This window comes from Nitrospira sp. ND1 (genome assembly GCF_900170025.1).
Classification (GTDB): domain Bacteria; phylum Nitrospirota; class Nitrospiria; order Nitrospirales; family Nitrospiraceae; genus Nitrospira_A.
In genome coordinates this window covers 139,810-165,285 of sequence record NZ_FWEX01000005.1, presented here as the reverse complement: position 1 = coordinate 165,285, position 25,476 = coordinate 139,810, and the positions used below count along the sequence as shown (strand labels likewise).

The 25,476-nt window shown below is 60.8% G+C and carries 17 protein-coding genes, 2 tRNA genes and 1 pseudogene; 15 read left to right on the top strand and 5 right to left on the bottom strand.

What is annotated here, in order from left to right; translation table 11 throughout:
- Positions 1-76: 76 nt before the first annotated feature.
- The 5 genes from NSND_RS00865 (at position 77) to NSND_RS21780 (ending at position 3,294) form a co-directional block, all read left to right on the top strand.
- Positions 77-1,345 carry a hypothetical protein gene (locus tag NSND_RS00865; RefSeq protein ID WP_080877169.1) on the top strand — a complete coding sequence of 423 codons (1,269 nt, stop codon included), beginning with the start codon at positions 77-79 and terminating at the stop codon, positions 1,343-1,345.
- Positions 1,342-1,617: a DUF2523 family protein gene (locus NSND_RS00860; protein WP_080877168.1), complete on the top strand. Its 276-nt coding sequence runs from the start codon at positions 1,342-1,344 to the stop codon at positions 1,615-1,617. The genes NSND_RS00865 and NSND_RS00860 overlap by 4 nt, the downstream gene beginning before the upstream one ends.
- Positions 1,618-1,696: 79 nt before the next feature.
- Positions 1,697-2,704 carry a zonular occludens toxin domain-containing protein gene (locus NSND_RS00855; RefSeq protein WP_159450562.1) on the top strand — a complete coding sequence of 336 codons (1,008 nt, stop codon included), beginning with the start codon at positions 1,697-1,699 and terminating at the stop codon, positions 2,702-2,704.
- Between the two features lie 159 nt (positions 2,705-2,863).
- Complete coding sequence (locus tag NSND_RS00850; protein ID WP_080877166.1) at positions 2,864-3,079, top strand: hypothetical protein; 216 nt, start codon at positions 2,864-2,866, stop codon at positions 3,077-3,079.
- A gap of 86 nt (positions 3,080-3,165) precedes the next feature.
- Positions 3,166-3,294 carry a hypothetical protein gene (locus tag NSND_RS21780; RefSeq protein WP_255373806.1) on the top strand — a complete coding sequence of 43 codons (129 nt, stop codon included), beginning with the start codon at positions 3,166-3,168 and terminating at the stop codon, positions 3,292-3,294.
- Here the strand turns inward: NSND_RS21780 and NSND_RS00845 are convergent.
- A complete protein-coding gene (locus tag NSND_RS00845; protein ID WP_159450561.1) occupies positions 3,291-3,794 on the bottom strand; it encodes a JAB domain-containing protein in 504 nt (167 codons plus the stop codon). The two genes, NSND_RS21780 and NSND_RS00845, sit on opposite strands and share 4 nt — an antisense overlap.
- Before the next feature lie 316 nt (positions 3,795-4,110).
- On the opposite strand from NSND_RS00845, the gene NSND_RS21975 reads away from it, so the two are divergent.
- Both NSND_RS21975 and NSND_RS21970 read left to right on the top strand, forming a co-directional pair.
- Positions 4,111-4,377 (top strand): helix-turn-helix domain-containing protein, encoded by a 267-nt coding sequence (locus NSND_RS21975; RefSeq protein WP_080877164.1) that lies wholly within the window; start codon positions 4,111-4,113, stop codon positions 4,375-4,377.
- A 6-nt stretch (positions 4,378-4,383) separates the two neighbouring features.
- Positions 4,384-5,394, top strand: a pseudogene (locus tag NSND_RS21970) (tyrosine-type recombinase/integrase); the annotation flags it as partial.
- Between the two features lie 157 nt (positions 5,395-5,551).
- Here the strand turns inward: NSND_RS21970 and NSND_RS00830 are convergent.
- The 4 genes from NSND_RS00830 to NSND_RS00810 all read right to left on the bottom strand — a co-directional run bounded on the left by NSND_RS00830 (position 5,552) and on the right by NSND_RS00810 (position 7,472).
- Positions 5,552-5,627 (bottom strand) — tRNA-Phe (locus NSND_RS00830).
- 72 nt (positions 5,628-5,699) lie between these two features.
- A tRNA-Ser gene (locus NSND_RS00825) sits at positions 5,700-5,790 on the bottom strand.
- A gap of 524 nt (positions 5,791-6,314) precedes the next feature.
- Positions 6,315-6,515 carry a hypothetical protein gene (locus NSND_RS00815; protein ID WP_013248689.1) on the bottom strand — a complete coding sequence of 67 codons (201 nt, stop codon included), beginning with the start codon at positions 6,513-6,515 and terminating at the stop codon, positions 6,315-6,317.
- Positions 6,516-7,106: 591 nt separating this feature from the next.
- Entirely contained in the window at positions 7,107-7,472 is a 366-nt protein-coding gene (locus NSND_RS00810; protein WP_159450560.1) for a PilZ domain-containing protein, read from the bottom strand.
- A 406-nt stretch (positions 7,473-7,878) separates the two neighbouring features.
- On the opposite strand from NSND_RS00810, the gene NSND_RS00805 reads away from it, so the two are divergent.
- From NSND_RS00805 to NSND_RS00770, 8 genes are read left to right on the top strand one after another with little or no spacing between them, the layout of a single operon-like run.
- Complete coding sequence (locus NSND_RS00805) at positions 7,879-13,602, top strand: non-ribosomal peptide synthetase (protein WP_080877161.1); 5,724 nt, start codon at positions 7,879-7,881, stop codon at positions 13,600-13,602.
- 1 nt (position 13,603) lies between these two features.
- The gene (locus NSND_RS00800) at positions 13,604-14,248 is read left to right on the top strand and encodes a phosphopantetheine-binding protein (protein ID WP_080877160.1); all 645 of its coding nucleotides are present in this window, start codon (positions 13,604-13,606) and stop codon (positions 14,246-14,248) included.
- Complete coding sequence (locus NSND_RS00795) at positions 14,245-18,798, top strand: type I polyketide synthase (protein WP_080877159.1); 4,554 nt, start codon at positions 14,245-14,247, stop codon at positions 18,796-18,798. Before NSND_RS00800 ends, NSND_RS00795 begins: the two co-directional genes overlap by 4 nt.
- Before the next feature lie 35 nt (positions 18,799-18,833).
- A complete protein-coding gene (locus NSND_RS00790; RefSeq protein WP_080877158.1) occupies positions 18,834-20,531 on the top strand; it encodes a cyclic peptide export ABC transporter in 1,698 nt (565 codons plus the stop codon).
- A gap of 54 nt (positions 20,532-20,585) precedes the next feature.
- Positions 20,586-21,971, top strand: a complete 1,386-nt coding sequence (locus NSND_RS00785; RefSeq protein WP_369974232.1) for a diaminobutyrate--2-oxoglutarate transaminase — start codon at positions 20,586-20,588, stop codon at positions 21,969-21,971.
- On the top strand, positions 21,968-24,355 hold the full coding sequence (locus tag NSND_RS00780; RefSeq protein WP_080877157.1) for a penicillin acylase family protein: 2,388 nt from the start codon (positions 21,968-21,970) through the stop codon (positions 24,353-24,355). The genes NSND_RS00785 and NSND_RS00780 overlap by 4 nt, the downstream gene beginning before the upstream one ends.
- A gap of 34 nt (positions 24,356-24,389) precedes the next feature.
- Positions 24,390-24,635, top strand: a complete 246-nt coding sequence (locus NSND_RS00775) for an MbtH family protein (RefSeq protein ID WP_080877156.1) — start codon at positions 24,390-24,392, stop codon at positions 24,633-24,635.
- On the top strand, positions 24,629-25,390 hold the full coding sequence (locus NSND_RS00770; protein ID WP_080877155.1) for a thioesterase II family protein: 762 nt from the start codon (positions 24,629-24,631) through the stop codon (positions 25,388-25,390). The genes NSND_RS00775 and NSND_RS00770 overlap by 7 nt, the downstream gene beginning before the upstream one ends.
- The last annotated feature ends 86 nt before the right edge of the window (positions 25,391-25,476 follow it).

Genomic DNA, 25,476 nt, shown 5'->3' with positions numbered 1-25,476 from the left:
GGTCAGTGGATCTCACCATTATTCTCGTGGCGGTCTTGTTACTGGCCTTCCTCACCGGCCTCGGAGTCGGACGGTTATGAAACTGTGTTCTCTCATGAGTTATCTCGGGTTGATCTGGCTCCTGTTCGTGTCGTTTTGTCTCGCACCAGCCGAGTCTCTCGCTCTGGAGACCACGCAATATGCGCGTGTGGTGGCCCAAGCCGAACGGATTGCCTATCTCGCTGCGCAACGGTCGACACTCGCATCTCAAGTTGCCACGGCCGCGCTCGCCCCTTCCGCCAGTTCATTTGCTATCCGGTTGGTGGCCGGTCCAGTCGGGTGGGCGGCGCTGGGTGTCGGCGCGGGATTGGTCCTGGCCCAGATGTATTATTCGCAGCCCGATCTTGCAGCTATCAAAACCGCCTCCTCCACGCCGGGCGGCTGGCAAGTGGAGAGTACCAATGCCGGCACCCAGACCTTTCCGGGGCTCGGGACCAACACCCCGGCCAATGCGAATTACCCCAATGCCTCCATTCAATTCAGCGCCACGAATGTGCCGCTGTGCGCGGTCGATACCGAGTATCTGCATGATTGGGTCGTCGGGCCCTTTCAGAGTGTCAGCACGGCGGTGTTTTTTAGCGGCAACTTCTTCGTGAATGGTCCGGCAATCGGAGGCCAGAGCCTCTATGTCTGCCACCGCAAAGGCATTCCTGGATCAACGGCTCCCTTACAAGACGCCCTCATCCCACCGACTGCCCAGCAAGCGGCCAACTATGTAACGGGACTGCCGGCGAGTGATCCCAAATCGATCGAAGCCCATACGAATCCCGTCGGGACGACCGGCACCACGCAACCGGCGGACAATACCGTCTCGCAGCCTGTGTCCCCGAGTGATATGCCGACGACGGTCAAGCCGAAGCCCGTGCCCGCCGGAGACATCGTCGTCGTTGACAGCGTTCCGCCTCCGGCTAGTACACCGCAGCAGAACACGCAACAGCAGACGACGACCACGACGACGACAACCACTCAGAATCCAGACGGCTCGACGACGAAACAAGAGGAGACGGAAGCCACCACGTCGTGTACGGCAGGCACGCATGAGAACCGGACGTTTGGGACGGTCTTGCAGGCGCATCAGACCATTTGGGCGACGAGTGGTCTGCTCAGTACTTTAAACCTGCTCAAGTCCTTGACCTGGCCGTCGACGTTGCCGGTGATTGCGCTCCCCTCGGCCTTGTTCGGAAATCAGCAGGTGGACTTCAATCAATGGGCTTGGTTCTTCACCGTGCTCCGCACACTCGTGATTGCCATTGCCTCCTTCGCCGCCTATCGCATCATCTTTGTGGGAGGAGCACAGACCACATGACCGCCATCCTGACCCTCATCTATTGCTGGCTGCAGGAGTTCTTCTTCTTGCTGACCGATTGGGGCCTCGGCATCTGGGATTCCCTGCTTTCCGTGGCGGACAGCACGCTCGCTACCCTTGGCACGGCAGGTCTCACCCTGCCGGTGATCCCCGATCAATATGCGTGGGTGCTGGGCGCGACGGGCATGAGTCAGGCGCTGGCCATTGTGGCGAGCGCCATGGGAACCCGCTTCATACTGCAAACCATTCCGTTTGTCCGGTGGGGCTCATGAAAACGATACCGTCGAATTTAGCCTATGGATGGACGGCGATCCTGGCCGGCACGATCTGGCTACTCTGGAGGCGTGTGCGATGATCGAGTTGTATGAAGGCGTGCCGGGCTCCGGAAAGTCGTATCACGCGATCTGCGAGAAGTTCTTACCCTGGGTCCGGCAAGGACGACGACTCTATATCTCGGTGGATGGGATTTATCTGGATCGGCTCGCCCTCTTTACGGGCATCGACCTGGAAACCCTCCAACAACAGATCACTATCTGGAAAGACTCGGCCGAAGTCCTCCAGGCCTTTCCCCATGTCGAGCCCGGTTCAGCCGTCATTATCGACGAGGCCCAAACCGTCTTCCGTTCGATGCAAAAGGTGGAAGCCGGCCTGTTGCGCTGGCTCGAAACCCATCGGCATTACGGCGTGGATATTTTGCTCATGAGTCAGGATTTTCGGCAAATGTCGCAAGGCGTGACGCGACTGATCGAAGCGACGGTGAAGTTTCGGAAATTGGCCTTTGTCGGCTTGTCGAAGAAGTACCAGGGCAAGGTGCGAGGGAACCCGGAAGATCATGAGACTATCCGCGCCTTCGTCGGGACGTACTCGCCTGCGATCTACGCCTACTATTCCAGTTATGCCTCGGCGGCGATCCAGGAAGAGAAGCGAAGTCATACGATCTTCAAATCAGCGCGAATCGCGATCGGGATTGCAGCGGGCCTGTTCGCCATTATCCTCATGGCCTGGCGGCCCTGGTCGTCATTGAGCAACACGAAGGGAACTCCGGCGACTGCAGCTAACGCGACCACGACTCTATCCCTGTCCCTGCCTGCATCGGCGCCGGGAAGCCTGGTGAATCCATCGAGTGCGCCGGTCTCGTCAGTTGCCATGCCGCCAACTCCTAAACGCCCGGTGCGCATTCTTGGTGGGGCGGGCTCATCGGCGAACCGTCAAGGCTGGCGCTACTTGTTGGACAGCGGCGAGATTCTGACGGCGGCACAAATTACCGGACGCTATGGAATAGCGGTCTCAGAAGTCTACGAGGATGGATCGATGCGGGTGATTGGCGAAGGAGTGTTCTATGGACCTGCCGGCGATTGAGGCGATGACGTATTTCACGGCGATCTTCTGGCTCGGCGGGTTTGCCGTGGGGCTGATTATTAAACTGATTCTGCCTCAGAGTCACTGAGGCGCTCGACCGTCGGCGAGGATTTCGACGGCGTGGGTGGACGATCCACCACTAGCACAAGGAGGTGCTCTATGAAGGGTGTGGGATGGGTGAAGGGACTCACGGGGTTCCTGACAGCGTTGGTCTTCGCGTTGGGGGTACCGGCGTTGTCATTCGCGCAGTTGTTTCCAGTCTCCGCAGATGTGGCCACGGTGCGGGCCGATCTGCTCTTATGGGCGGCGGCCCTGATTGGGGTGGCGTTGGCCATCTATGCGTTTAAACGCGTGAAGGCGATTGTGGGCGGGTAGGGCCCATCGAGGCAGGCTGGCAGCAGCCTGCCTCCTTTCTCGCAGCACGTGATAGCACGAGGAGTGTGATGCAAAGGAGTTTAAGGATGACGGGGCAACAGATTCAAACCATCGGCAATGCGCTCGCGACTGACCTGGTCGCCTGGGGGACGGCGGCAATCGGGCTCGCGCTCGTGGCCGCAGGAGCGGCCTGGGTGTTGCGGCTTCTCCGCTAAGCGCCGGCCCAGCCGTGGTCGGCGAAGCTGTAGTAGCGTTCTTCAGCCAGGATGAGATGATCGAGCAGCGGAATACCGAACAGATCGGCAGCTTCTCGCAGTCGTTTGGTCAAGACGCGATCTTCTGGGCTCGGGGTGCTATCGCCAGAGGGATGATTATGGGCACAGAGCCACGCGCCGGCATTCATGAGGATCAGGGGCTTAAAGACTTCGCGGGGATGGACGATGGCCAACGTGAGCGATCCAGTCGAGACGACATTGATGCCGATGAGCCCATGCTTCGCGTCCAGGCCACAGATCAGGAACTGTTCCCGGTCCAAACCTGCAAACAAGGGCCGAAGGAGCCGCGCGGCTCCCTCCGAAGTTTGGATCGACTCCGTAGCTGGAATGGCACGGCCCTCGCGCACGAGGGTGACACGGTACCGAGGGATTCCGTATCGCAATTTCGGGTTCGATTGCCGTGAACTGTTCGAGGAACCGTGAGAACCATCAACAGGCATGTCCGCCTCCTTCTTCATTTCTATGTAGCCCCACCCTTCACAAACCAAGGGTGGGGCGTAGAAGAAGTGGCGGCACGGGGGCTCTCGCAGCGGGCAGGCCTGGAGGGGCGGAGACCGAATCGGGGAGAGGTGGGAAGGCCTGCTCCGCTGCTCCCCAGCACCGGGCCGCACCCATTGAGGGATTTACTCCTCGCGGAGAGAAGGTGCGGGCACGCAGTGGGGGGAATGGGGTGTCGTGCGATTTCTCTGGTTAATTCACGGATTCCGGACGCTCAGAGGTATCCGATTTACTTGGTGGGCATAGATAGGGGAAGGTATGACGCTTCTTACAATCACCGAGGCTGCTAAGTTTTTGCGGTTAACGAAACGAACTCTTTACAAACGCAATGATATTCCTCGTGTACGATATGGGCATCGAGTCATGTACGTGAAGGAGGATCTTGAGAAATGGATTAGAATGCGCTGCGAGGGGCCTATGGTGAGTAGCAGTGATCAGCAAGAAATCTCTCGTGCGCCAGTTGACGCCGCTCCTTTCAACGTCTACCATCGAAATCCACTTTTTGTGTCGGTTCGGCATAAGTAGCGCGCCATGAACATTCGACGCGTCTTCAAGTCAGCGAAAACGAAATCCATTCTCACGTATTGGTATCAAGGCATTCGATATCGTCCGGTGCTGGGCTATAATCTCACCACCGATCAGGAGCGTGAAGCCGCCCTCCAGATCATCACAGCCATTCATGCGAACACTGCGCAGCGACCGAGGTCCCTCAGCGAGGCACCCCTATCTCCTGCTCCGACCGATTCCACATTTTCGGCATTTATTCCAATCTATCTTCAGTATCTCAAAGCTAAACGCCCCAATAATGACGGTCGAAACGAAGTAATCCTCACCAAGCACATCGCTCCGTACTTCGGGAATATGAGGCTCTTAGATATTCGTCTTGAGGACGGACTTGCTTATTTAGCGAAACGCCGAGGCGATGTCACTGGGCCACAGGACAAGCAACGACAGGTTGCGGAGGGGACGATCGAACGAGAATGTGCAGTCATCATGGCGGTGCTCAACCTGGCTGTGGACATGGACCGACTGGACAAGAATCGGCTGAAGCGTCTACCTGTGCCGGAGTATGTGAAACGTGAACGAGTACTGGAAGGGTGGGAACTAGTGAAGCTTCGCGAAGCCGCCTCCCCGAATGTATGGCGACTTATCATGGCGGCGCTTCAGATCGGTCTACGAGAGAACAAGCTCATCGAGACTCATGAAGAATGGCTGATGCAGCGTGGAGATGGGTGGTGGATGGCGCCGGCTCCAGGCCAGACAAAGATCAAGGGCGTTCCCAAGACGATTCCACTCAATACGCTGGCTCATGAAGCTTTGTTTGGTAGGCTTTCACGGATTGGGGGGCGATTCTTCAGTCAATGGAAGAATGGGAATTCAATCAAACATACCTGGACAAAAACCTGCGAACGGGCAGGAGTCCAGGATCTGCATTTCCACGATCTCCGGCATACCTTCACCACCTGGCTGACGCAGTGTGGCGTTGACTATGCTGTGATCCAGACACTGAAAGGCGAACCGCTTCCCGGCTCAGCAAAGTACTACATTCACAACTGGGATGGACGATTACGAGATGCGGTGACGCGCTTGGAGGCGTTCACTCGGGCTCTCCTGAATGCCGAAACAACGGCTCAGGTGCCACTTACTGCCACTCAGGTGCCACCATCCTACGTAGAACAATCTCTAAGTATGCGAAATGTGGTGCCGAGGGACAGAATCGAACTGTCGACACCAGCCTTTTCAGGGCTGTGCTCTACCAACTGAGCTACCTCGGCATTTCGGCAGGATGCTGGAGGGGTTTCTGTCTACAGGATCACCGAAGAAAAATCAACTCTTGATGTTCGACGTGGCGGAGAGGGCGGGATTTGAACCCGCGACAGGCTTTTGACCTGTGCCGGTTTAGCAAACCGGTGCCTTCGGCCACTCGGCCACCTCTCCGCAAGTCGCTACCCGCAGAATTTGTATTGAGTTCCCCCGCCTAGATCCTTCGAATACGAACCCTCTCGAAGAAGAGGTGGGATCATACCCCAGAGCATGGAGCGCACTCAAGTAATTCTCGCGAATGATTTTGACGCCGGAGCGGCCGGCTTTTAGCGGAGTGAGGTGGACGTGGGGACGTGCCGCGATCTTCAACTATCTTTTTCCGAATTCCTTCAGGATATCGAGAAAAGTGGTCTGCCACTGGGCGAGCAGGCCCATGTGTCGCTTGTGGTCTGTGGTGTGAACGCGCTTTCCATACACTGATCTCCCCGGAGACAAGGTCCGAGACGGACTCATCTGTGCGTGTGAAGTTCCCATGCCCGGGGGATCGATCTCGGCGGATCGGATCACCCCGCTGGTCAGAAGCATTCGCAGCGCATGCGCTTTCTGTTGGGATGATTTGCGTATCACCTTTTTCGAACTGGCCATGAATCCTCGTGGTGCAGTATGTGTGGGTCGTGACACCGGGTGGACGAAGATCGCTACATCCACAGAATACGGCCCAGATCTTCGTCGAGTTCCTTGGCTCGTTGGCATTGGCTGCAGCGGGCGAAGAGGCCGTCGGTGCCGGGTGAGGTCTGAGAACGGAGTACCAATTGATACTTGTGTCCTCCGCAGAACGGGCAGGCCTTGCCATGAAGTTCTCGGCGCACGGATCCGATTCTTCCGACTTGTTTATGCATAGTGCCTCCGGTGAAAGGGGAGAGTCATTTGGGGGAGCCTGCCGGGGGATTGGGGCAGGGTTTGTAATGACTCGTGCATGCTCAACAATACCCAGCAAGCGGGATGCTGAGAATACCGTGGAGGAGGGGAGGGGTTGTGATCTAAGGAGGGGGTGCGGTGAAGCGGAAATATTGCCTTTGTGCCTGTATCTAGTAATATTTAAATATCAAATACATATGAGATATAGATGATGTGATTTGAGAGATATTTTCAGGGTCAGGAAGCTGAAGATAAGGGATGGCTCTGAATACGCCGGGACCGCAGAGAGAATAGGAAGATAAATTCGGGGGTGAAGGCAGATCCCGCCAGGAGGATGTCGAGACCTCTTGCCGCCCTGGGTGGGCACAACCAAAGCAGACACCTTCACCCTTTTTCAGTCAACCATGCCGTCAGGTGGTCGTGCAAGTCCGTAGTTGTTCGGAGGTGGAGATATGGGGGGAGATGGGAATGCACCTCCGGGGCGCATTCCCATCGTGGAGAGGAGCCTCTTGATGCGGGACGGTTAGAGTGGAGACCATGCCCATGGCGGATGCTGATCGGGCTCCAACCGGCTATCCCGCGGTGGTGCCCACGCAGACAACCCGCTCACTCCAAGCCTGTTGAGGCGTCCGTTTCTCGATATGGCCGGAGAGGAAACGGAGCCGGGTCTGGTCGGTCTCGGACATCCGGATAAATTCGAGCCCGACCTGCCCGTTCTTCGCCCATCGAACAGCCGCCAATTTGACTTGCAGGGCCGTCGCACTGGTCGGGAAGGATAGGCGCAGGTCCACATACTGCCCCACCTTGAGTTTCATACTGGTTTTCAGCAGGCAACCCGGCACGGAGAGATTCAGCAGCTGTCCCTGCCCCATCATTCCTTCACAGGAGAGGATACAAGTGCTCTGGACCGGTTCGCGCTTGGTGTATCGCTGTTTCACAATGCCTCCTGGTTAGGTGAGCCCCTCATGTCTCGTTATGGTCCAAGTATATGCCGGGATCGAACGATGTCATTCCGCGAGAGGTGTCCCTCGAATGGGGGGCTGCCGTGAATTGTGAGCAACTCATGACGACTGCACTCGCAGCCGCGTGATGATTCAACCAGCGGCTGCAGACCGATTTCCCAACCTCCTGCACTGGATTATTCGCGGGCCCTCCCCATCTTTCCGTCATCGTCCATAGGCCCTTCTTCTTCGACGTCCAACACGAATTGTTTCCATCGATGGGGCGGATCTGGTGATCGAGCAGCAGGATCCGGAATGTGAACATGCAAGATTTTCGATGAGGTGCGTCTTGTAGAGTAGACACAAATTCACGCAACGGTCGGGAAGGCAGGGTGGATTCGAGATGCTGCGCAACGCTTGTCAATACCAGACACTCGTCGAACTCCTTCGTGTGCGGATGTCGGACGCCCCATCCAAACATGCGTATACGTATCTTCGCGACGGTGAGACGGATGCGCTGACGTGGGACTATGGCGAGTTGGATCGCCGCGCCAGGGCCATCGCGGCGTGGTTGCAGTCGTGTGGCGCGGCAGGAGAGCGGGCGCTGTTGCTGTACCCGCCGGGGCTCGACTATCTGGCCGCGTTTTTCGGTTGTCTCTATGCCGGAGTGGTGGCCGTGCCGGCCTATCCGCCGCAGCGGCAACGCGGCTGGCCGAGAGTTCGAGCGATACTTGCAGATTCGCAAGCGGCCTACGCATTAACGACGAGCGGCATCGCGCGGGTGATCGACCGGCTCTCCGTCAAGGAGGACGGGTACGGGAGTCTGGCGACGCTCCAGTGGCTCAATACCGACAACGTGCCGTCGGGTGTCGACGAAGATTGGAGTGAGCCGGACATTACAGCGGAGACGCTGGCTTTTCTGCAATACACCTCCGGCTCAACCGGCCTTCCGAAGGGCGTGATGGTCAGTCATGCCAATCTGTTGCATAACCAGCGCCTGATTCAGGAGGCCTTCGGCCATACGTCGCAAGACGTCATCGTCGGGTGGCTGCCGCTGTATCACGACATGGGGTTGATCGGCAATGTGTTGCAACCCCTCTACCTCGGCGCCTCCTGCATCTTGATGTCTCCGGTGCATTTTCTTCAGAAGCCGGTACGGTGGCTGTCGGCGATCACGCGGTACCGCGCGACGACCAGCGGGGGGCCGAATTTCTCGTATGACCTCTGTGTGCGGCAGATTACCGAGGTGCAGCGGGAATTGCTGGATTTGAGTTCGTGGACCCTGGCCTTCAACGGTGCCGAACCCGTTCGCGCCGCGACGATCGAACGGTTCTCCGGCAGGTTTCGAGCCCGTGGATTCCGCAAGGAGGCTTTTTATCCCTGTTATGGATTGGCCGAGGCGACGCTGCTGGTCTCGGGTGGAACCCGTGGAGCGGGACCCCTCGTGCAGCCGTTCGAGCGCTCCCGACTCCGGTCTGAGCCGACGGCGTCTGCATCCGGCTCGGCAAGCCATCTCCTGGTGAGCTGCGGTGTCGACCGATCAGGGCGTCAGATCCGCATCGTCCATCCCGACTCCGGAATCGCCTGTGCGGATGGTCAGGAGGGGGAGATTTGGGTGGGTGGACCTTGCGTCGCTCAGGGTTATTGGCAGAGGGAAGCAGAATCCCGGGAGACCTTTCAGGCATCACTTGCCGGGACAGGAGAGAGGCCCTTCCTCAGGACCGGAGATCTCGGGTTCCTCAAAAACGGGGAACTGTTCGTCACCGGCAGATTGAAAGACCTCATCATCATCCGGGGCCGCAATCACTATCCGCACGACATCGAACGGACAGTCGAGGAGTGCCATCCGGCGCTCAGGCCTGGAGCCGGAGCGGCATTCGCGATCACTGAAGGGGATGAAGAGCAACTTGTGGTGGTGCAGGAGATGGAGCCGCGCTCCCAGGCCCTCGATCTGCAAGCGGTCACCACTGCCATCCGACAGACGGTGGCGCAGGCGCATGAGGTGTCGGTTTTTGCAGTGGTGCTCATCAAGGCAGGGACGCTTCCAAAAACCTCGAGCGGAAAGGTTCAGCGAAGTCTGTGCCGTGACAAATTTCTCGCCCGGGAATTGATCGCGGTCGAAGAGTCGGTGCTGAGGGATTCCTCCGCAGCAGTCGTTGTGGAGGAGGAGCCTGCAACAGTCGGGGACGAGGACGGCCTCGAGCAGGTGCTGGCGGACATCTGGTCGCAGGTGTTGAACCGGCCCAACGTCGAGTCGGGTGACGACTTCTTCGCCCTGGGCGGCGACTCCTTGCGCGGGCTTCAGGTGGTGGCGCGGGTGCGGGAGGTCCGCGGACTCGATGTTCCCTTGGACGCGCTGTTCGATCACCCGACGCTTGCCGCTTTCTCGGCTCATGTCGAGACCTGTTTGCCGGCCGATCCAGGTGCCCCGATCGAATCGATCCGGCGGGTGTCACGCGACGAAACACTGCCGCTGTCTTTCGCGCAAGAACGGTTTTGGTTTCTGGACCAGTTGTCTTCAGGCAGTTCGATCAACAACATTCCGGTCGCCTTGCGGCTTGTCGGTGCCCTTGACGTGGAGGCGTTACGCCGGTCGCTGGATGAGATCATTCAGCGCCACGAGATCCTTCGCGCATGTTTCGCGTTGCGCAACGGCCGTCCCTCACACATCATCGTGCCCCAACTTATCCTCGCTCTGGATATCGAAGACCTGCGCACATCGGTTGAGCCTGACAGGGAGGCGCAGATCCTGCGCTTGGCCGGAGAAGAAGCCTGTCGCCCGTTCGACCTTGCCAATGGGCCGCTCATTCGTGGCTGCCTCTTCCGGCTCGACGATATGAATCACGTGCTCTCGCTGACCTTGCATCACATCGTGGCGGACGGTTGGTCGATGGATGTGCTCAGGCGGGAATTGGCCTCCTTGTATGAGGCCTTCAAGGACTGTCGCCCGTCACCGCTGCCGGTTCTCTCGATTCAATATGTCGATCTGATCGCCGCTCAGCGAGAGAGACCCAAGGGCGCAGCTGATCGAAGGTTGCTTGAATATTGGGCGAATCAATTGGAGGGGGCGCCTCCGTTGCTGAACCTGCCCTGGGACTATCCGCGACCGGCCATCCAAGGTCATCGAGGCGCCCGTCATCCGTGGACGCTGGAACCGGAGCTCGCGCGTCGCCTGTATGAAGTGGGGGCCCGCTACCGCGCCACGCCGTTCATGTTGTTGGTCTCTGCCCTCGGTCTCCTCTTGTCTCGGTATAGCCGCCAGACCGATTTCTGCATCGGCACCCCGGTGGCCAACCGCGCGGGATGCGAAGCGGAACAACTGGTGGGCTGTTTTGTCAACACCGTCGCGCTCCGGATGGATGTGTCCGGCAATCCCTCGTTGCCGGCTCTGCTGGATCGCGTTCGCGTGATGGTGCTCGGGGCGCAGAGCCATCAGGACCTGTCCTTTGAGCGTTTGGTCGACGAACTGGGTGTGGTGCGGGATCTCGGCCACACGCCCCTCTTTCAGGTGATGTTCGTGCTGGAGGATAGCCCCTCGGACGTCCGTCGGTTCGCGGACCTTGAGGCTTCCCGGCTGAACGTCGGCACGGGGACCTCCGTCTTCGATCTCACGCTGGAGATGGCGCAGAAGACCGATGGAAGCCTGGATGCGGTCTTCGAATACAGTACGGATCTCTTTGCCGCGGACACAATCGCGCGGATGGCCGGGCATCTGCAAGCACTGCTGCGACAGATCGTCGCCTCGCCGGAGGCATCGGTGAGTGAGTTGTCGATCCTCTCGCCCGGCGAGCAGGCCTTGGAGCTTGCCGATAGTCGCAGTCCACGGGAGGCCTATCCGCAGGAAGCCTCGCTCCATCGCTTGATAGAAGCGCAGGCGAGCAAGACACCGGATGCGGTTGCGCTGCAATGCGACCGAGGCCCCATCACCTATGATTCGTTGAACCGCCTGGGCAACCAACTCGCCCGTTATCTGCGAGTGCAGGGGATCGTCCCTGAGGCGCCTGTCGTGCTTTGCGTGGACCGCTCGCTGGAGATGGCCGTCGGCATCCTGGGCTGTCTCAAGGCCGGCGCGACCTATGTACCGGTCGATCCCTCCTATCCTGCTGAACGGCAGGCGGCCATTTTCAGGGATGCGCAGCCTCACCTCTTGTTGACTCAGGGAAGACATCTCGAAAGCCTTCCCGAGCACACAGCGCCTGTCTTGGCGCTTGATGCCGGATGGCCGGCTGTCGCCGGTTTGCCTGACGATAATCTTGTCACCGGCCCGAATCCGGACCACCTTGCGTATTTGCTCTATACGTCCGGCACCACAGGGAATCCCAAGGGCATCGGGATTACTCATCGGGCCTTGGTGAACCACGGCCTTGCGATGGTTCAGGCCTATGACCTGTCCCCGGCGGATCGCGTGTTGCAGTTTGCCTCTGTGAGTTTTGACGTCGCGGCAGAAGAATGTTTCCCCACCTGGCTGGCCGGGGCGACAGTCGTCCTGCGCCCTAATGAGCCGGTTCCAGCCTATGGCGATTTCCAGGCTTTCTTACATGCCCAGGGGGTGACGGTGCTGAACCTGCCAACTCCCTATTGGGCCGGCTGGGCCGAGGAGAGTGAGCGCACGGCTGCGGCCATTCCATCATCGGTCAGACTGGTCATCGTAGGAAGCGAAAAAGCGTTGCCGGACGACCTCCGGCGGTGGCGACGGGCGGCTGGAGAGCAGGTTGATTGGTGTAACTCCTATGGGCCGACTGAAGCCACGATCACCGCGAGTACCTACCGGCCCGGACCGGCTCAGGATGGCACTGTCTTGCAGACCATTCCGATCGGGCGGCCGATCGCCAACGTGGAGATGTATGTCCTGGATCGCCATCTCCACCCGGTGCCGGCCGGGGTTCCCGGCGACCTGTACATCGGCGGTCCAGGCCTTGCGCGAGGCTATCATCGGCAACCGGCGCTGACAGCCGCACAATTTATTCCCCATCCTTTTAGTCATGACAGGGGGGCGCGCCTGTATCGCACCGGCGATGTGGCCCGCCGCCGTTCGGACGGAAATCTTGAATTTCTCGGGCGTGTCGATGAGCAGGTCAAGATTCGTGGGTTCCGCGTGGAACCACAAGAGATCGAATGCCACGTGCGCGCCCATCCCGAGGTCAAAGACGCGCGCGTATTTCTGGAATCCGACGCTCCCGGCGATTGGACCGCGGTCCTGGCCAGTCTCGGTGACGAGGAGCAAGACCGGCTGGTGCGGGAGGTGGAAGCCCTGTCGGCTGCGGAAGCGCGCTGGTTGTACGACCTGGAGTCGGATGGAGAACAACGGAGGAAGACGGTGATTCAACGGAAGCCGGAGTTCGAGGTGTATCTCAAGATCAACAAGGAAGAATTTTTGACGCCTCCACGCGCCAACCAACGGAATTGGCTGCTGCGCCGCGCCCTCGATGAGTTCTCTGATGATCTTTTGGCCCTCGATGAGGCGTCGAAACGCTTCGTCTCAGGATCGGATCGGGCCGACATCGAACGCGGCTGGGCCGAGAGCCGGGCGGAGTACAACCCGTCGGAACTCATCATCGAAGGGCAGCAGGTCATGCAGGATTGGGAAGCGCCGCTGATGAAGGCCATGGCCGACATCGTGACCGACGGGCACGGCGATGTGCTTGAGGTGGGGTTCGGTATGGGGATTTCGGCGTCGTACATTCAGGCGGGCCGGCCCCGCTCGCATACCATCATCGAGTGTAACCGGGATGTCATGCGCGCCTTCGCGGAATGGACGGACAAGTACCCGGATCGCGACATCAGGCTCGTGCAGGGACGGTGGCAGGATGTCGTGGAGGACATCGGCCTGTTCGACGGGGTGTTCTTCGATACCTACCCGGCTAGCGAGGTCGAATTCGAAGAGTACGTCATCAACAGCATCAATTTCGCCGAAGGGTTCATTCCGATGGCCGCCAAGCTTCTGCGTCCGGGCGGCGTCTTCACGTACTACACCAACGAGATCGATTCGTTCAGCCGGCGACATCAACGCTTCCTGCTCGATCATTTCGGGTCGTTCACCCTCAGCATCGTCCGGTCGCTTCTCCCTCCGGACGACTGCCACTACTGGTGGGCCGACTCCATGGCGGTCGTCAAGGCGGTGAAGTGACATGGAGGAGCGGTTCCAGCGGATCGAACGGTTGAGCGATGCCCAGCGCCGATTGCTGGGGCTGCGCGCGGGACGACAGGCGCGGGCGACCGAAGCCCGGTTGGTGGGGTACATCGTTCCCCGCACGACCGGCGGGGTTACGGGACAGGACCTTCGCGGCTTTCTCGCGCAACGGCTCCCGGACTACATGGTGCCGAGCAGCTGGGTCTTCCTGGAGGCCTTTCCCATGACGTCTCGTGGAAAGATCGACCGGAAGGCGTTGCGGGCGACGGGGCGATCCAAACCAGAAGCTTTGTCGGCGTCGGGAACGCCGCGCAACGACCGCGAACGGGCGGTGGCGGCGATATGGGAAGAGGTCCTGGGGGTTCGCGGCGTCGGTGCCCACGATAATTTTTTCGACCTCGGAGGGCATTCCCTGCTGTTGCCTAAGGTGTTGACGAAGGTGCGGGCAATGACCGACCGGGAGGTGTCGATGGTGGACCTGTTTCGATATCCCACCGTCCATGCGCTGGCCGCCGCTCTCGCCGGATCTCACGATACACAAGCCGATGGAGTCGGCAGCCGTCAATTGAAAGAGACACGCGACGCGGGAGCGCGTCGGATGAAGCAGCGGCGAACCAAGCAGATCGCATCGAGGAACGAATGAGCCATTCTCCCTTGGAATTCGACCAGACCGAGCCGCGCGATGGGTTGGATCTCGCCATCGTGGGCATGGCTGCGCGCTTTCCCGGTGCTCCAGACCTTGAAGCGTTCTGGCGCAATCTCTGCGCCGGGGTGGAGTCGGTGTCGCGCCTGACTCCGCAGGAATTGGCCGAGGCGGGCGTCGACCGGAAGACGGCCGGGCGTCCAAATTACGTAGGGGCGCGCGCCGTGCTGGAGGGGATCGATCTCTTCGATGCGCCTTTTTTCAGTATGACGCCGAAAGAAGCGGAGACGACGGATCCACAGCAACGTCTCTTGCTGGAATGCGCATGGGAGACGTTGGAACATGCCGGCTACGATCCGTCCCGCTACAAGGGGTCGATCGGGGTGTATGCCGGTTCGAGCACGAGCGGCTATCTCTATCACCTGTTTCCGCGCCGGGTGTTGTTGCAGTCGCCCGCAGAGATGTCGGCGATGCTCGGGGTGGAAAAAGACACGCTGGCGACCAGACTCTCCTACAAATTGAATTTGCGCGGACCGAGCCTGGCTGTACAGACGGCTTGCTCCACATCGCTTGTGGCCGTGCACCTGGCCTGTCAGGCCCTGCTGAGCGGCGAATGCGACATGGCGCTGGCGGGCGGCGTGTCCGTGACGGTGCCGCAAAAAGTCGGTTACCTCTATCAGGAAGGCGGCATCGTCTCCCCGGACGGACACTGCCGCACCTTCGATGCAAAAGCGGAAGGCACCGTCGGCGGCAGCGGGGTGGGGCTCGTGCTTCTCAAGCGGCTGCAGGATGCGCTGGATGAGGGCGATCACATCCTGGCCGTCGTCAAGGGGTCCGCCGTCAATAACGATGGGGCTGCAAAGGTGGGTTATACCGCACCCAGTATCGAGGGCCAGGCGCAGGTCATCGAGGCCGCCCACGTGGCGGCCGGCGTTCGGGCGGATACGATTTCCTACATCGAGGCTCACGGGACCGGCACGCCGATGGGAGATCCCATCGAAGTGGCGGCCTTGACCCAGGCCTTTCGTGCGTCCACCTCCAGGACGGGGTTTTGTGCCATCGCGTCGGTGAAGACCAATATCGGTCACCTCGATGCGGCGGCGGGCATCGCCGGTCTGATCAAGACGGTGCTCGCACTCGTCCATCGACGCATTCCCCCGAGCCTGCACTACGCGGCGCCCAATCCCGCCATCGAGTTTTCGACGACGCCTTTTTATGTGCAGACAGCGTTGACGGAGTGGGCCGGCGGCTCGTCTCCGCGCCGGGCCGGCGTGAGTTCGTTCGGCCTCGGGGGGACGAATGCCCATGTGGTCATCGAGGAAGCTCCCGCAGCGACACATCGCCTGTCTCCCGATGATGAACGGTGGCGCCTGTTGATCCTGTCGGCCCGTTCGAACGCCGCCCTCGACCGGGTTTCGGAGCGTTTGTCCGAACATCTTGCCACGCCGGCCAAAGTTAATCTCGACGACGTGGCCTTCACGCTGCAGTGCGGGCGCAAGGCCTTTGCGCATCGGCGGTGGGTGGTAGCGAAAACGATCGAGGAGGCTCGACAGGCTCTGGCACATCCGTTTCTGATGTCCGGCACGGCCGGGCCGACCGGCGAAGCCCGTCAGGTGGCCTTCATGTTTTCCGGCCAAGGCTCGCAATATCCGCAGATGGGCCGGTCGCTCTACGACCAGGAGCCGACATTCCGTCGGCATGTCGATCAGTGCGCCTCTCTCCTGTCCCGGCACCTCGGACGGGATATCAGGCAGGTGTTGTTTCCCCGTTCGCCGGGGGATGCGGAATTGATCCATCGAACGGCGCTGACCCAGCCGGCCTTGTTCGTGTTGGAATATGCCCTCGCGCAGACCTGGATATCCTGGGGGCTCTCCCCCGTCGCAATGATCGGTCACAGCATCGGGGAGTATGTCGCCGCCTGCCTGTCGGGTGTCTTTTCATTGGACGATGCGATGGCGATCGTCGCCATGCGGGGGCGGTTGATGCAAGCCCTGCCCGCGGGAGGAATGGCAGCTGTTCCTCTGACGGAGGCGGAAGTAGTTCCTCTGCTGTCCGCCGGACTCGATCTCGCGGCGGTGAATGCTCCAGCCCAATGCGTCGTGTCCGGGCCCCACGACCGGCTCGAATCCTTTGAGGCCCACTTGGCCGCCAGGGGCATCAAGATGCGTCGCCTCGTGACGTCCCATGCCTTCCATTCCTCCATGATGGAACCCATGCTCGCACGTTTCGAATCCTTTCTGGCGAGCCTGCCATCGCAGGAGCCGCAGATTCCCTGGGTCTCGAATGTGACCGGCACCTGGATCCGACGCGGGGACGCCACCGATCCCGCCTATTGGAGCCGTCACGTTCGTGCCACCGTTCGGTTCGCCGATGGACTGCGCACGTTGCTCGATGACCAGCCCCCGGTGCTCTTGGAAGTCGGGCCGGGGCGGACGTTACAGGCCTTGGCCCAGCGCCACTCCGGTTCGACGGCTGTTTCCTCATTCGCCTCCTTCAGTGGAAGGGAGCAGGACGAAATGGCCGGCCTGTTGATGACGTTGGGATCGCTCTGGGGGGCCGGAGTGCCGGTTGAGTGGAACGGGCTGCAACGCGAGCGTCCTCCCAGACGGGTGCCCTTGCCATCCTATCCGTTCGAGCGGCAGCGCTACTGGCTCGACCCTCGTGAGGACCGGCCCGATTCCGTCGCGGACGGTGGGCGCCGCGCCGATCTCTCGCAATGGTTCTATGAACCGTCCTGGAAACGGTCGGCGCTCGTCCCGACATCGTCCCGTCGAAGCCATGACCATTGGTTGGTCTTTGTCGGCGATCGAGAGACCGAATCCGTGCTTCGTTCCCAACTCGAGTCGCGCGTGGCCTCCGTGACCACCGTATTCCCGGGAACCGGCTTCGAACGTCACGCGGATGGGAGTTATCGAGTGCGTCCGCACTCTCGTGAGGATCATGCAAAGCTGCTCGAAGAGCTGGCGGCCAGGGGCCAGGTTCCACATTGCCTCCTGCATGTCTGGGGGCTCGAATCGACTGGGACAGACACGTCTGCCGATGCGCGGATGCGTACGGCTCAGGAACGAGGGTTCCTCCACCTTGTGATCCTGGCACAAACGTTCGGAGCGCGGCGCGACAGCCGGCGTTCGATCCTGGTGCTGGCCCAGGGACTCCATGATGTGACCGGCGATGAGTTGTTGCGTCCGGAATGGACCACCATGCTGGGCGCTTGTCTGGTGATACCGCAGGAATACGCCGGGCTCTCCTGCCGCCTGATCGATCTCGACCGGACGGCATTTCAGCCTCCGTTCGTGAATGACTGGGGTGAGCGGCTGGTGACGGAAGCCGGGCGTTCCGGCGGCGATCGCGTGGTGGCGTACCGGGGACAGCATCGGTGGGTGCGAACCTTCGAGCCGCTTTGCCTTGATGCGAAGGATGGAGACCGGTTGCCGTTTCGTCAGGGTGGTGTCTGCCTGATCACCGGCGGCTTGGGCGGAGTCGGCCTCCGTGTGGCGGAACATCTCATACGAACCGTGCGGGCGCGATTGGTCCTGGTAGGGCGATCGCAACCGACGGCGGAACAGCGCGAGTCCGTGGCAGCCCTGGAGCGTCTCGGGAGCGAGGTGCTGGTGTGCCGGGCAGACGTGGCCGATCGCGCGCAGATGCAGAGGGTGATCGATGAGGCACATCAACGGTTCGGTGGGATCCATGCGGTGGTTCATTCGGCCGGAGTGGCAGGCGGCGGACTCCTGGCCCTGAAGACGCCGAACGCGGTGTGGGAAGAGTTTCGAGCGAAGGTGCAGGGGGCGGCTGTCATCGACGCGTTGTTCCGCAATCAACCGTTGGAGTTGTTGCTGTTCTGTTCCTCACTGACGGCGGTGGCCGGGGGAGTCGGCCAAAGTGCCTATTGTGCGGCGAATGCCTTTCTGGATGCCCTTGCCCATGCAGGACGGAGAGAAGCGCGTCGGGTCATCTCCGTGAATTTCGATCGCTGGCGTCACCTCGGCATGGCCAGACAGGCCGAGGCCACGCTCCGGGCATTGGGCGCGGCTGAATTCGATTTGGATGGAATGGATGCGGTGGAAGGGCAGGAGGTCCTCCGCCGCATCATCGCGGGGCCGGATCTCGCACAGGTGGTGCAATCGATTCGAGACTTGCCTGCGGTGATGGCCTCCGTCCCACACCTCGGTCAACTCGATCGCGAAGGCTTCTCACAGAAGGACAAGTCTCCCGACGAACTGCTCCCAGGCTCCTTCGGCGAGGTGGAGATAGAGGGACTGGAGGCGCAACTCGCGACACTGTGGCGACAGGTCTTAGGGCTGGAACACGTGGGCCTTGAGGGAGATTTCTTTCAACTGGGGGGCGAATCCCTGAGTGCCCTGCAAATCTTAAACCGTATTCAGGAACTGCACCACGTGGAGCTGTCGCTGCGGGAATTCCTCTCCGCGCCCACCATCCACGGACTGGCAGGACAGATCCGGACGGCACAGGCGGCAGGGCGACGGAAAGAACAAGGCATTGTTCCGGTCCCGCGGGAAGGTAGACGTCTCCGGGGCGTCTCGGCCTAGGCGAGGCCCGAGTCCTTGGAAAGAACAATACGACGATGGATCTGATTCGATTCTTACTACGAAAATCCTGGCGGCTCGTGCTCTGTTCGGTCGTTGCCGGACTGGTGAGCGGTTTGGCCGGAGCAGGCCTCATCGCCGTCATCCATCGTGGGATGAACGAGACACAGGTGTCGTCCACGCTGGCGTGGAGTTTTCTGGTCTTGGCTCTGGCGGTCGCCGCCTGCAAAGCCCTGTCGGAGATTCTCCTGACCAGGCTCGGGCAGTCGACCATTTCCGAACTCCGATTTCAGTTGAGCCGGCGCATCCTCGATGCGCCGCTGAGTCAGCTCGAACAACTGGGCCATCATCGCTTGCTGGCTGCGCTGAGCGAGGACACCGACGTGATCGCGCAGGCATATGTGCAGCTCCCGCTCATCGGCATCAATGTGGCGACCACGATCGGGTGCCTGGCTTACCTGGGCTGGTTATCCTGGCCGATGCTGCTGCTCGTGGGGGGATTCATGGCGGTCGGTGCCCTCACTTTTCAGTTACAGGAGCGGAAGGCCATCCGGCTCTTCACACAATCCCGGGAGACCAGTGACGCGCTGTTCCGGCATTTCCGTTCGATCATGGCAGGGATCAAGGAGCTCAAGCTGCACCGCGAGCGGCGGCATGCGTTCCTCACCACGCTACTCCATCGAACGGTGAAGGCGTACGAACGGGATTTCGTCGGCGGCATGACGGTGTACTCCATCGCTTCCAGCTGGGGCCTGTTTCTGTTTTACGCCGCCATCGGGGCGCTGTTGTTCCTGTGGCCGTCGTGGCGGCCGGTGTCCATCGATACGGTGGTCGGCGCCACGCTGGTGCTGCTGTACATGATGGGTCCTTTTTCTCAGATCGTCGAGCTGCTGCCCGGTCTCGGGCGTGCCAATGTGGCGTTGAACAAAATCGATGCGCTGGGCTTGTCCCTCGCGGCATCGACACCGAGTCGCGAAGCAGATGGGCGACAGGCCGGGACCGAGCTGGATATCCGTCGGTGGAGCCGGCTCGACCTGATCGGCATTACGCATCACCATGCGCCCGAAGGAGATGAGAGGCCGTTCCGAATTGGTCCCATCGATCTGACTTTCCGCCCCGGCGAGGTGACTTTTCTGGTCGGCGGCAATGGGAGCGGCAAGACCACATTGGCCCTGTTGCTGCTGGGGCTCTATCAGCAGGAATCCGGCAGCATTCTCCTGGACGGTGTGCCGATCGACGACGCCAATCGTGACACCTATCGGCAACTCTTCTCCACGGTCTTCTGCGATTTTCATCTCTTCGATTCGCTGCTCGGCCTGGAACAGGAGAATCTGGACGGGGTGGCGCGCGTCTATCTGGAGCGATTGCAGCTCGAGTCCAAAGTCAGGATCGAAAGAGGACTGTTTTCGACGCAGGCCCTCTCGCAGGGACAGCGTAAACGGCTCGCCCTGCTGACGGCCTACGTGGAAGACCGTCAATTCTATCTGTTCGACGAGTGGGCAGCCGACCAGGATCCTCTCTTCCGCAAGGTGTTTTACTCGGAGTTGTTGCCCGACTTGAAAGCGCGGGGAAAAGCGGTGTTGGTGATCACGCATGACGACCGGTATTTTTCGATGGCCGATCGCTGTCTTCGCATGGACTTCGGCCGGCTGGTCGAGTGTCGCGAACAGGACGGGGCGGCGGGAGCGAACGGCGGCCTGTCCGCGCCGTCGCGAGTTGCAGGAGCGGGCAAGTGAGAGGACGTGTGTCTGTCACGAGGAGGAGATCTGATGACGGTTCATGTCGATGAAATGTGGCAAGCCATTCCGACCGGATGTGTTCCCCCGAGAGAGCTGTCGCTTGCGAATCCCTATCTGGAGAGGCAGGTCGCTCGGGAGTCGAATGCCCGGAGTTATCCGCGGCGTTTGCCTCTGGCGTTGAGCAAGGGCAAGGGCATCTACGTTCAGGATACCGACGGGCGTACCTATATCGATTGTCTGGCCTGCGCCGGCGCATTGGCGCTCGGGCATAACCATCCGGTCGTCGTCGAGGCGATCAACCGGATGTTGCGGGACGGCCTTCCGTTTCAAACCCTGGATTTGACGACGCCGGTCAAGGACGGATTCGTGGGCATGCTGTTCGACTGTCTGCCGCCCGCGTTTGCCGATGGCGCGAAGATCCAATTTTGCGGACCCTCCGGGGCGGATGCGGTGGAGGCGGCGATCAAGCTGGTGAAAATCGCCCGTGAACGCCGCACGATCCTGGCATTTCACGGCGCCTACCACGGCATGACGCACGGGACGCTGGGACTCACCGGTCATCTGGCGCCGAAGCAGGCTCTGAGCGGGCTCATGCCAGACGTACACTTCCTGCCGTTTCCCTATGAGTATCGCTGCCCCTTCGGCGTCGGGGGGGAGGAGGGCAGTCGCCTGTCCGCCGCCTACATCGAACGGTTGCTCGATGATCCGAACAGCGGCGTGGTGGAACCGGCTGCCATGATTCTCGAGGTAGTGCAGGGAGAAGGGGGCGTGATACCGGCGGCCAAGTCCTGGCTGCAGGAGATCCGGCGAATGACCGACGAGCGCGGCATTCCGCTGATCGTCGATGAGGTCCAGACCGGGCTCGGCCGGACCGGGAAGTTGTTTGCGTTCGAACATGCGGACATCGTGCCGGACGTCGTGGTGTTGTCGAAAGCCATCGGCGGCGGGCTGCCGCTCAGCGTGGTGGTCTACCGTCCCGAGTTGGACCAGTGGACGGCGGGAGCGCATGCCGGAACATTCAGGGGCAACCAGTTGGCGATGGCGACGGGCCTGGCCACCATGGAGTTCATCACCGCAGAGCGCATCGACGAACATGCGGCCCGGATGGGTGAGCGGCTACTTGCCTGTCTTCGGCAGATCCAGGGGGAAGCCCGGAGCCTGGGGGATGTGCGGGGACGGGGCCTCATGATCGGCGTCGAGATCGTGGATCGGGATGCGCCGATCGAACTGCCGGGCTGCCATCCCTCGGCGCCGCGACTCGCGTCCAGGATTCAGCACGAGGCCCTGCGTCGCGGTCTGATCCTGGAACTCGGCGGGCGACACAACTGCGTCGTTCGCTTTCTGCCGCCGCTGATCGTCACGGCGGAACAGATCGATACGATCGCGACCATTTTTTCGGAAGCGGTCAAAGCAGCGGAGGAACAGGGCGTCGCATGATCAGCAGAGGACGTGTCCTCGCAGCCGTCGGGGTCATTCTGGGGTTCGGGGTTGTCTCCCTCCTGTTTGCAGGTTCCGCGTCCCTGCCGATGAGAGACGGCGTCCTAAAGCTGCCGGGGTTGCAGGCGCCGGTGGCCGTTGCCTTCGATGCGTATGGAATCCCGGTCGTGGCGGCCGGGGATCGGCTCGATGCCATGCGAGCACTCGGGTATGTGACGGCCCAGGACCGGCTCTTTCAAATGGACCTGCTCCGGCGAAACAGCGCGGGACGACTGGCCGAAGTGTTGGGGGAGTCCGGACTGCAGGTCGATCTCAGGCAGCGGAATTTGGGCTTGTCGCCGGTCGCAGAGGCGGTGCTCAGACGGTTGCCGGAGGAACAACGAGCCGTCCTGGAGGCTTATGCGGAAGGCGTGAATGCGTTTCTGGAACAGATGACGGTTCCTCCTTTTGAATTTCTGTTGCTGGGGTATCGGCCCGCTCGATGGAGCCCGACGGACAGCATCCTGCTGGTGTTGGCCATGTTTCAGATGTTGAACGGATATGAGGACGACGAACGGATGCGCACGGTAATGAAGGCTTCGCTTCCCGAGGAAGTCGCGGCCTTCCTCCTGCCGCCGCTCGATTCCTACACCGCACGGCTGTTTACGGGGAACATGACACAACGGTCGCCTGCCTCCGTGCCGGTCGAAGCTTTGGCGTCATTGCGTCAAGCGGGCGGACAAAGCCGTGCCGTTCAGACCTCAGTCGTACCAGGCCGGAAACGGGAGCTGGGCTCGAATGCCTGGGCTGTGGCCGGCGCGAAAACCGAAGACGGTCGCGCCATTCTGGCCAACGATATGCACCTCGACGTCGGGGTGCCGAACATCTGGTATCGGGTTCAGTTGAGATATGGACGGGTCGAAGTGGCCGGCGTGATCGTGCCGGGGATTCCCGTGGTGATCGCCGGGTCCAATGGCCTGGTCTCCTGGGGCATGACCAATGTCGAGGGCGATTTTCTCGACCTTGTGCGCCTCGATCTCAATCCGAACAATGCGGACGAGTATGCGACCCCTGACGGCTGGCGTCGGTTCACGATCCGCAACGAAACCATTGCCGTCAAGGGCGATCGAGACCGGGTGGTGGAAATCAAAGAGACGCTCTGGGGGCCCGTGGCCGAGAAGCCATTGATGGGACATCCCGTCGCGCTACGTTGGATCGCCCTCGATCCTGATGCGGTGGACCTCGGCCTCCTGCAGATGGATCAGGCTCGCACGGTGAGGGATGCGATCGCGGTCGCCAATCGCGCCGGCGGGCCTCCGAACAATGTGGTGCTCGCGGACGCCGATGGGCACATTGCCTGGACGTTCATGGGAAAAATTCCGGTCAGGCGCGGATTCGACGGATCCGTCAGTGTGTCCTGGGCCGATGGACGGACGGGCTGGAATGGATTCATCGCGCCGGACGAACTGCCGCGGATCGTCGATCCGCCATCGGGTTACCTCGTGAGTGCCAACCACCGCATGGTGGGAGAAGAATACCCCCATGTCATCGGTCATGCCTTCGCAAACGGCTACCGGGCCTATCGCATCACGGAACGATTGCGCGACAAGGACCGCTTCCATGAGACGGATTTACTGGCGCTGCAATTGGATACGACGGCCCAGTTGTACGAATTTTATCGAGACCTTGTGAAACGTCTGCTGAACGAGTCCGTCATCGAGGGAACCCCCGATCTGGCCGACGTGCGCCGTGCCGTGGAGGCTTGGGAGGGCAGGGCCGATAGCGATAGCAAAGGCTTCGGCCTGCTGGTGGCGTTCCGCCGGACGTTAGCGGCGTCCGTCTTCGCACCGTTCTTACAAAGTTGCCGGGAACAGGACGCGGGGTTCGTCTATGACGGCGACCTCGACACCCCTCTGAGGACATTGCTGACGGAACAGGCTCCTGCCGTTCTGCCCGACCCGGCTCGATTTGCGGACTGGAACACGTTCCTCCTCCAACAGCTGAAGCAAACCGTGGAAACACTCACGACCGACTACGACCTGCTCAGTCCGGACGACCTGACGTGGGGAATCATGAATCGCGTGCGTATGACCCATCCCTTGAGCGAGGCGATTCCCGGATTAGGGCGCTGGCTGGATATGACGGATGAGGAAGCGTCCGGTTGCGGGCAATGCGTGCGGGTGCTCAGCGGAAGCCTTGCGGCCAGTCAGCGGATGGTGGTGTCGCCCTCGCACCATTCTGATGCCATCTTTCACATGCCGGGGGGCCAATCGGGGCATCCCATGTCGGCACATTACCGGGATCAACAGCGCAATTGGAGCGAGGGGGTTCCAACGCCGTTGCTCGCAGGAAGGCCGACCCACAACCTGACGTTGCAGCCGTCGGATCGTGGCGGGGCGTCATAGCGTCGCAGTTCATTCTCACCAACAAGGAGGCATCATGGGACAGGACGAGCAGGAAGATACGACGGTGTACAAGGTCGTGGTGAACCACGAAGAACAGTATTCGATCTGGCCTTCTTATCGCGAAAATCCATTGGGATGGCAGGACGCCGGCAAGACCGGCCTGAAGGATGAGTGTCTGTCCTACATCAAAGACGTCTGGACGGACATGCGGCCGCTGAGTTTACGCAAATGGATGGCGGAGCAGGCCGAACAGGCGGGCAAGACGGCGGCCCCATGCTGACGGCGGCGGATCGGCGGCCATGGATCGTCACCTGCCGTCGCGGTGATGGTCTTCGGCTGATCTGCTTCCCCTATGCGGGGGGCGGGCCATCGCTGTTCCGCGGTTGGCCGTTGGAGCTCTCTCAGCAGGTCGAGGTCTGTGCCGTGCAACTGCCGGGCAGGGAGGCGCGGATGAAGGAGCCGCCGATCGGCGACCTTCGTCGGCTGGTGGTGGAGTTGGCCGATGCGATCGAACCGTCTCTCGACCGGCCTTTCGCCCTCTTCGGTCATAGCGTAGGGGGACTGGTCGCCTTCGAGTTCGCGCGTGAACTGCGTCGACGCTATGGCATCGAACCCGTGCACCTCTTCGTCTCCGGCTGTCCTGCACCGGAGTTGACCGACGACGAACGCCTCAGCGAGTTGCCGGACGGGGAGTTTCTCGAACGGATGCGACGGTTCAACGGCACGCCGCGTGAAATCCTGGAGCATGCCGAAATGATGGAGTTGGTCCTGCCGACGCTCCGTGCAGATTTCTCCTTGCGCGATACCTACCGCCATCGCACGGAATCGCCGTTGGGTTGTGCGATCTCGGCATTCGGCGGCATGGCGGACCGGGCTGTCGGAGTCGATAAGCTGAATCCCTGGAGCGCGCATACGACCGGGGGATTTCAACTGTGGCTGTTCCAAGGCGATCACTTTTTTGTCCGCACCGCTCAAGCGGCGGTGGTGGAGGCCGTGATGTTGCTCCTGCAACCATACATGTCGCTGCGGCTGTGATGCAGATGGTCGGTAGAACACACGCATTCAACCATGAGTGGGAGGTATTCGATGAACCATGAATCAGGATCGTCCTGCGGAACGCG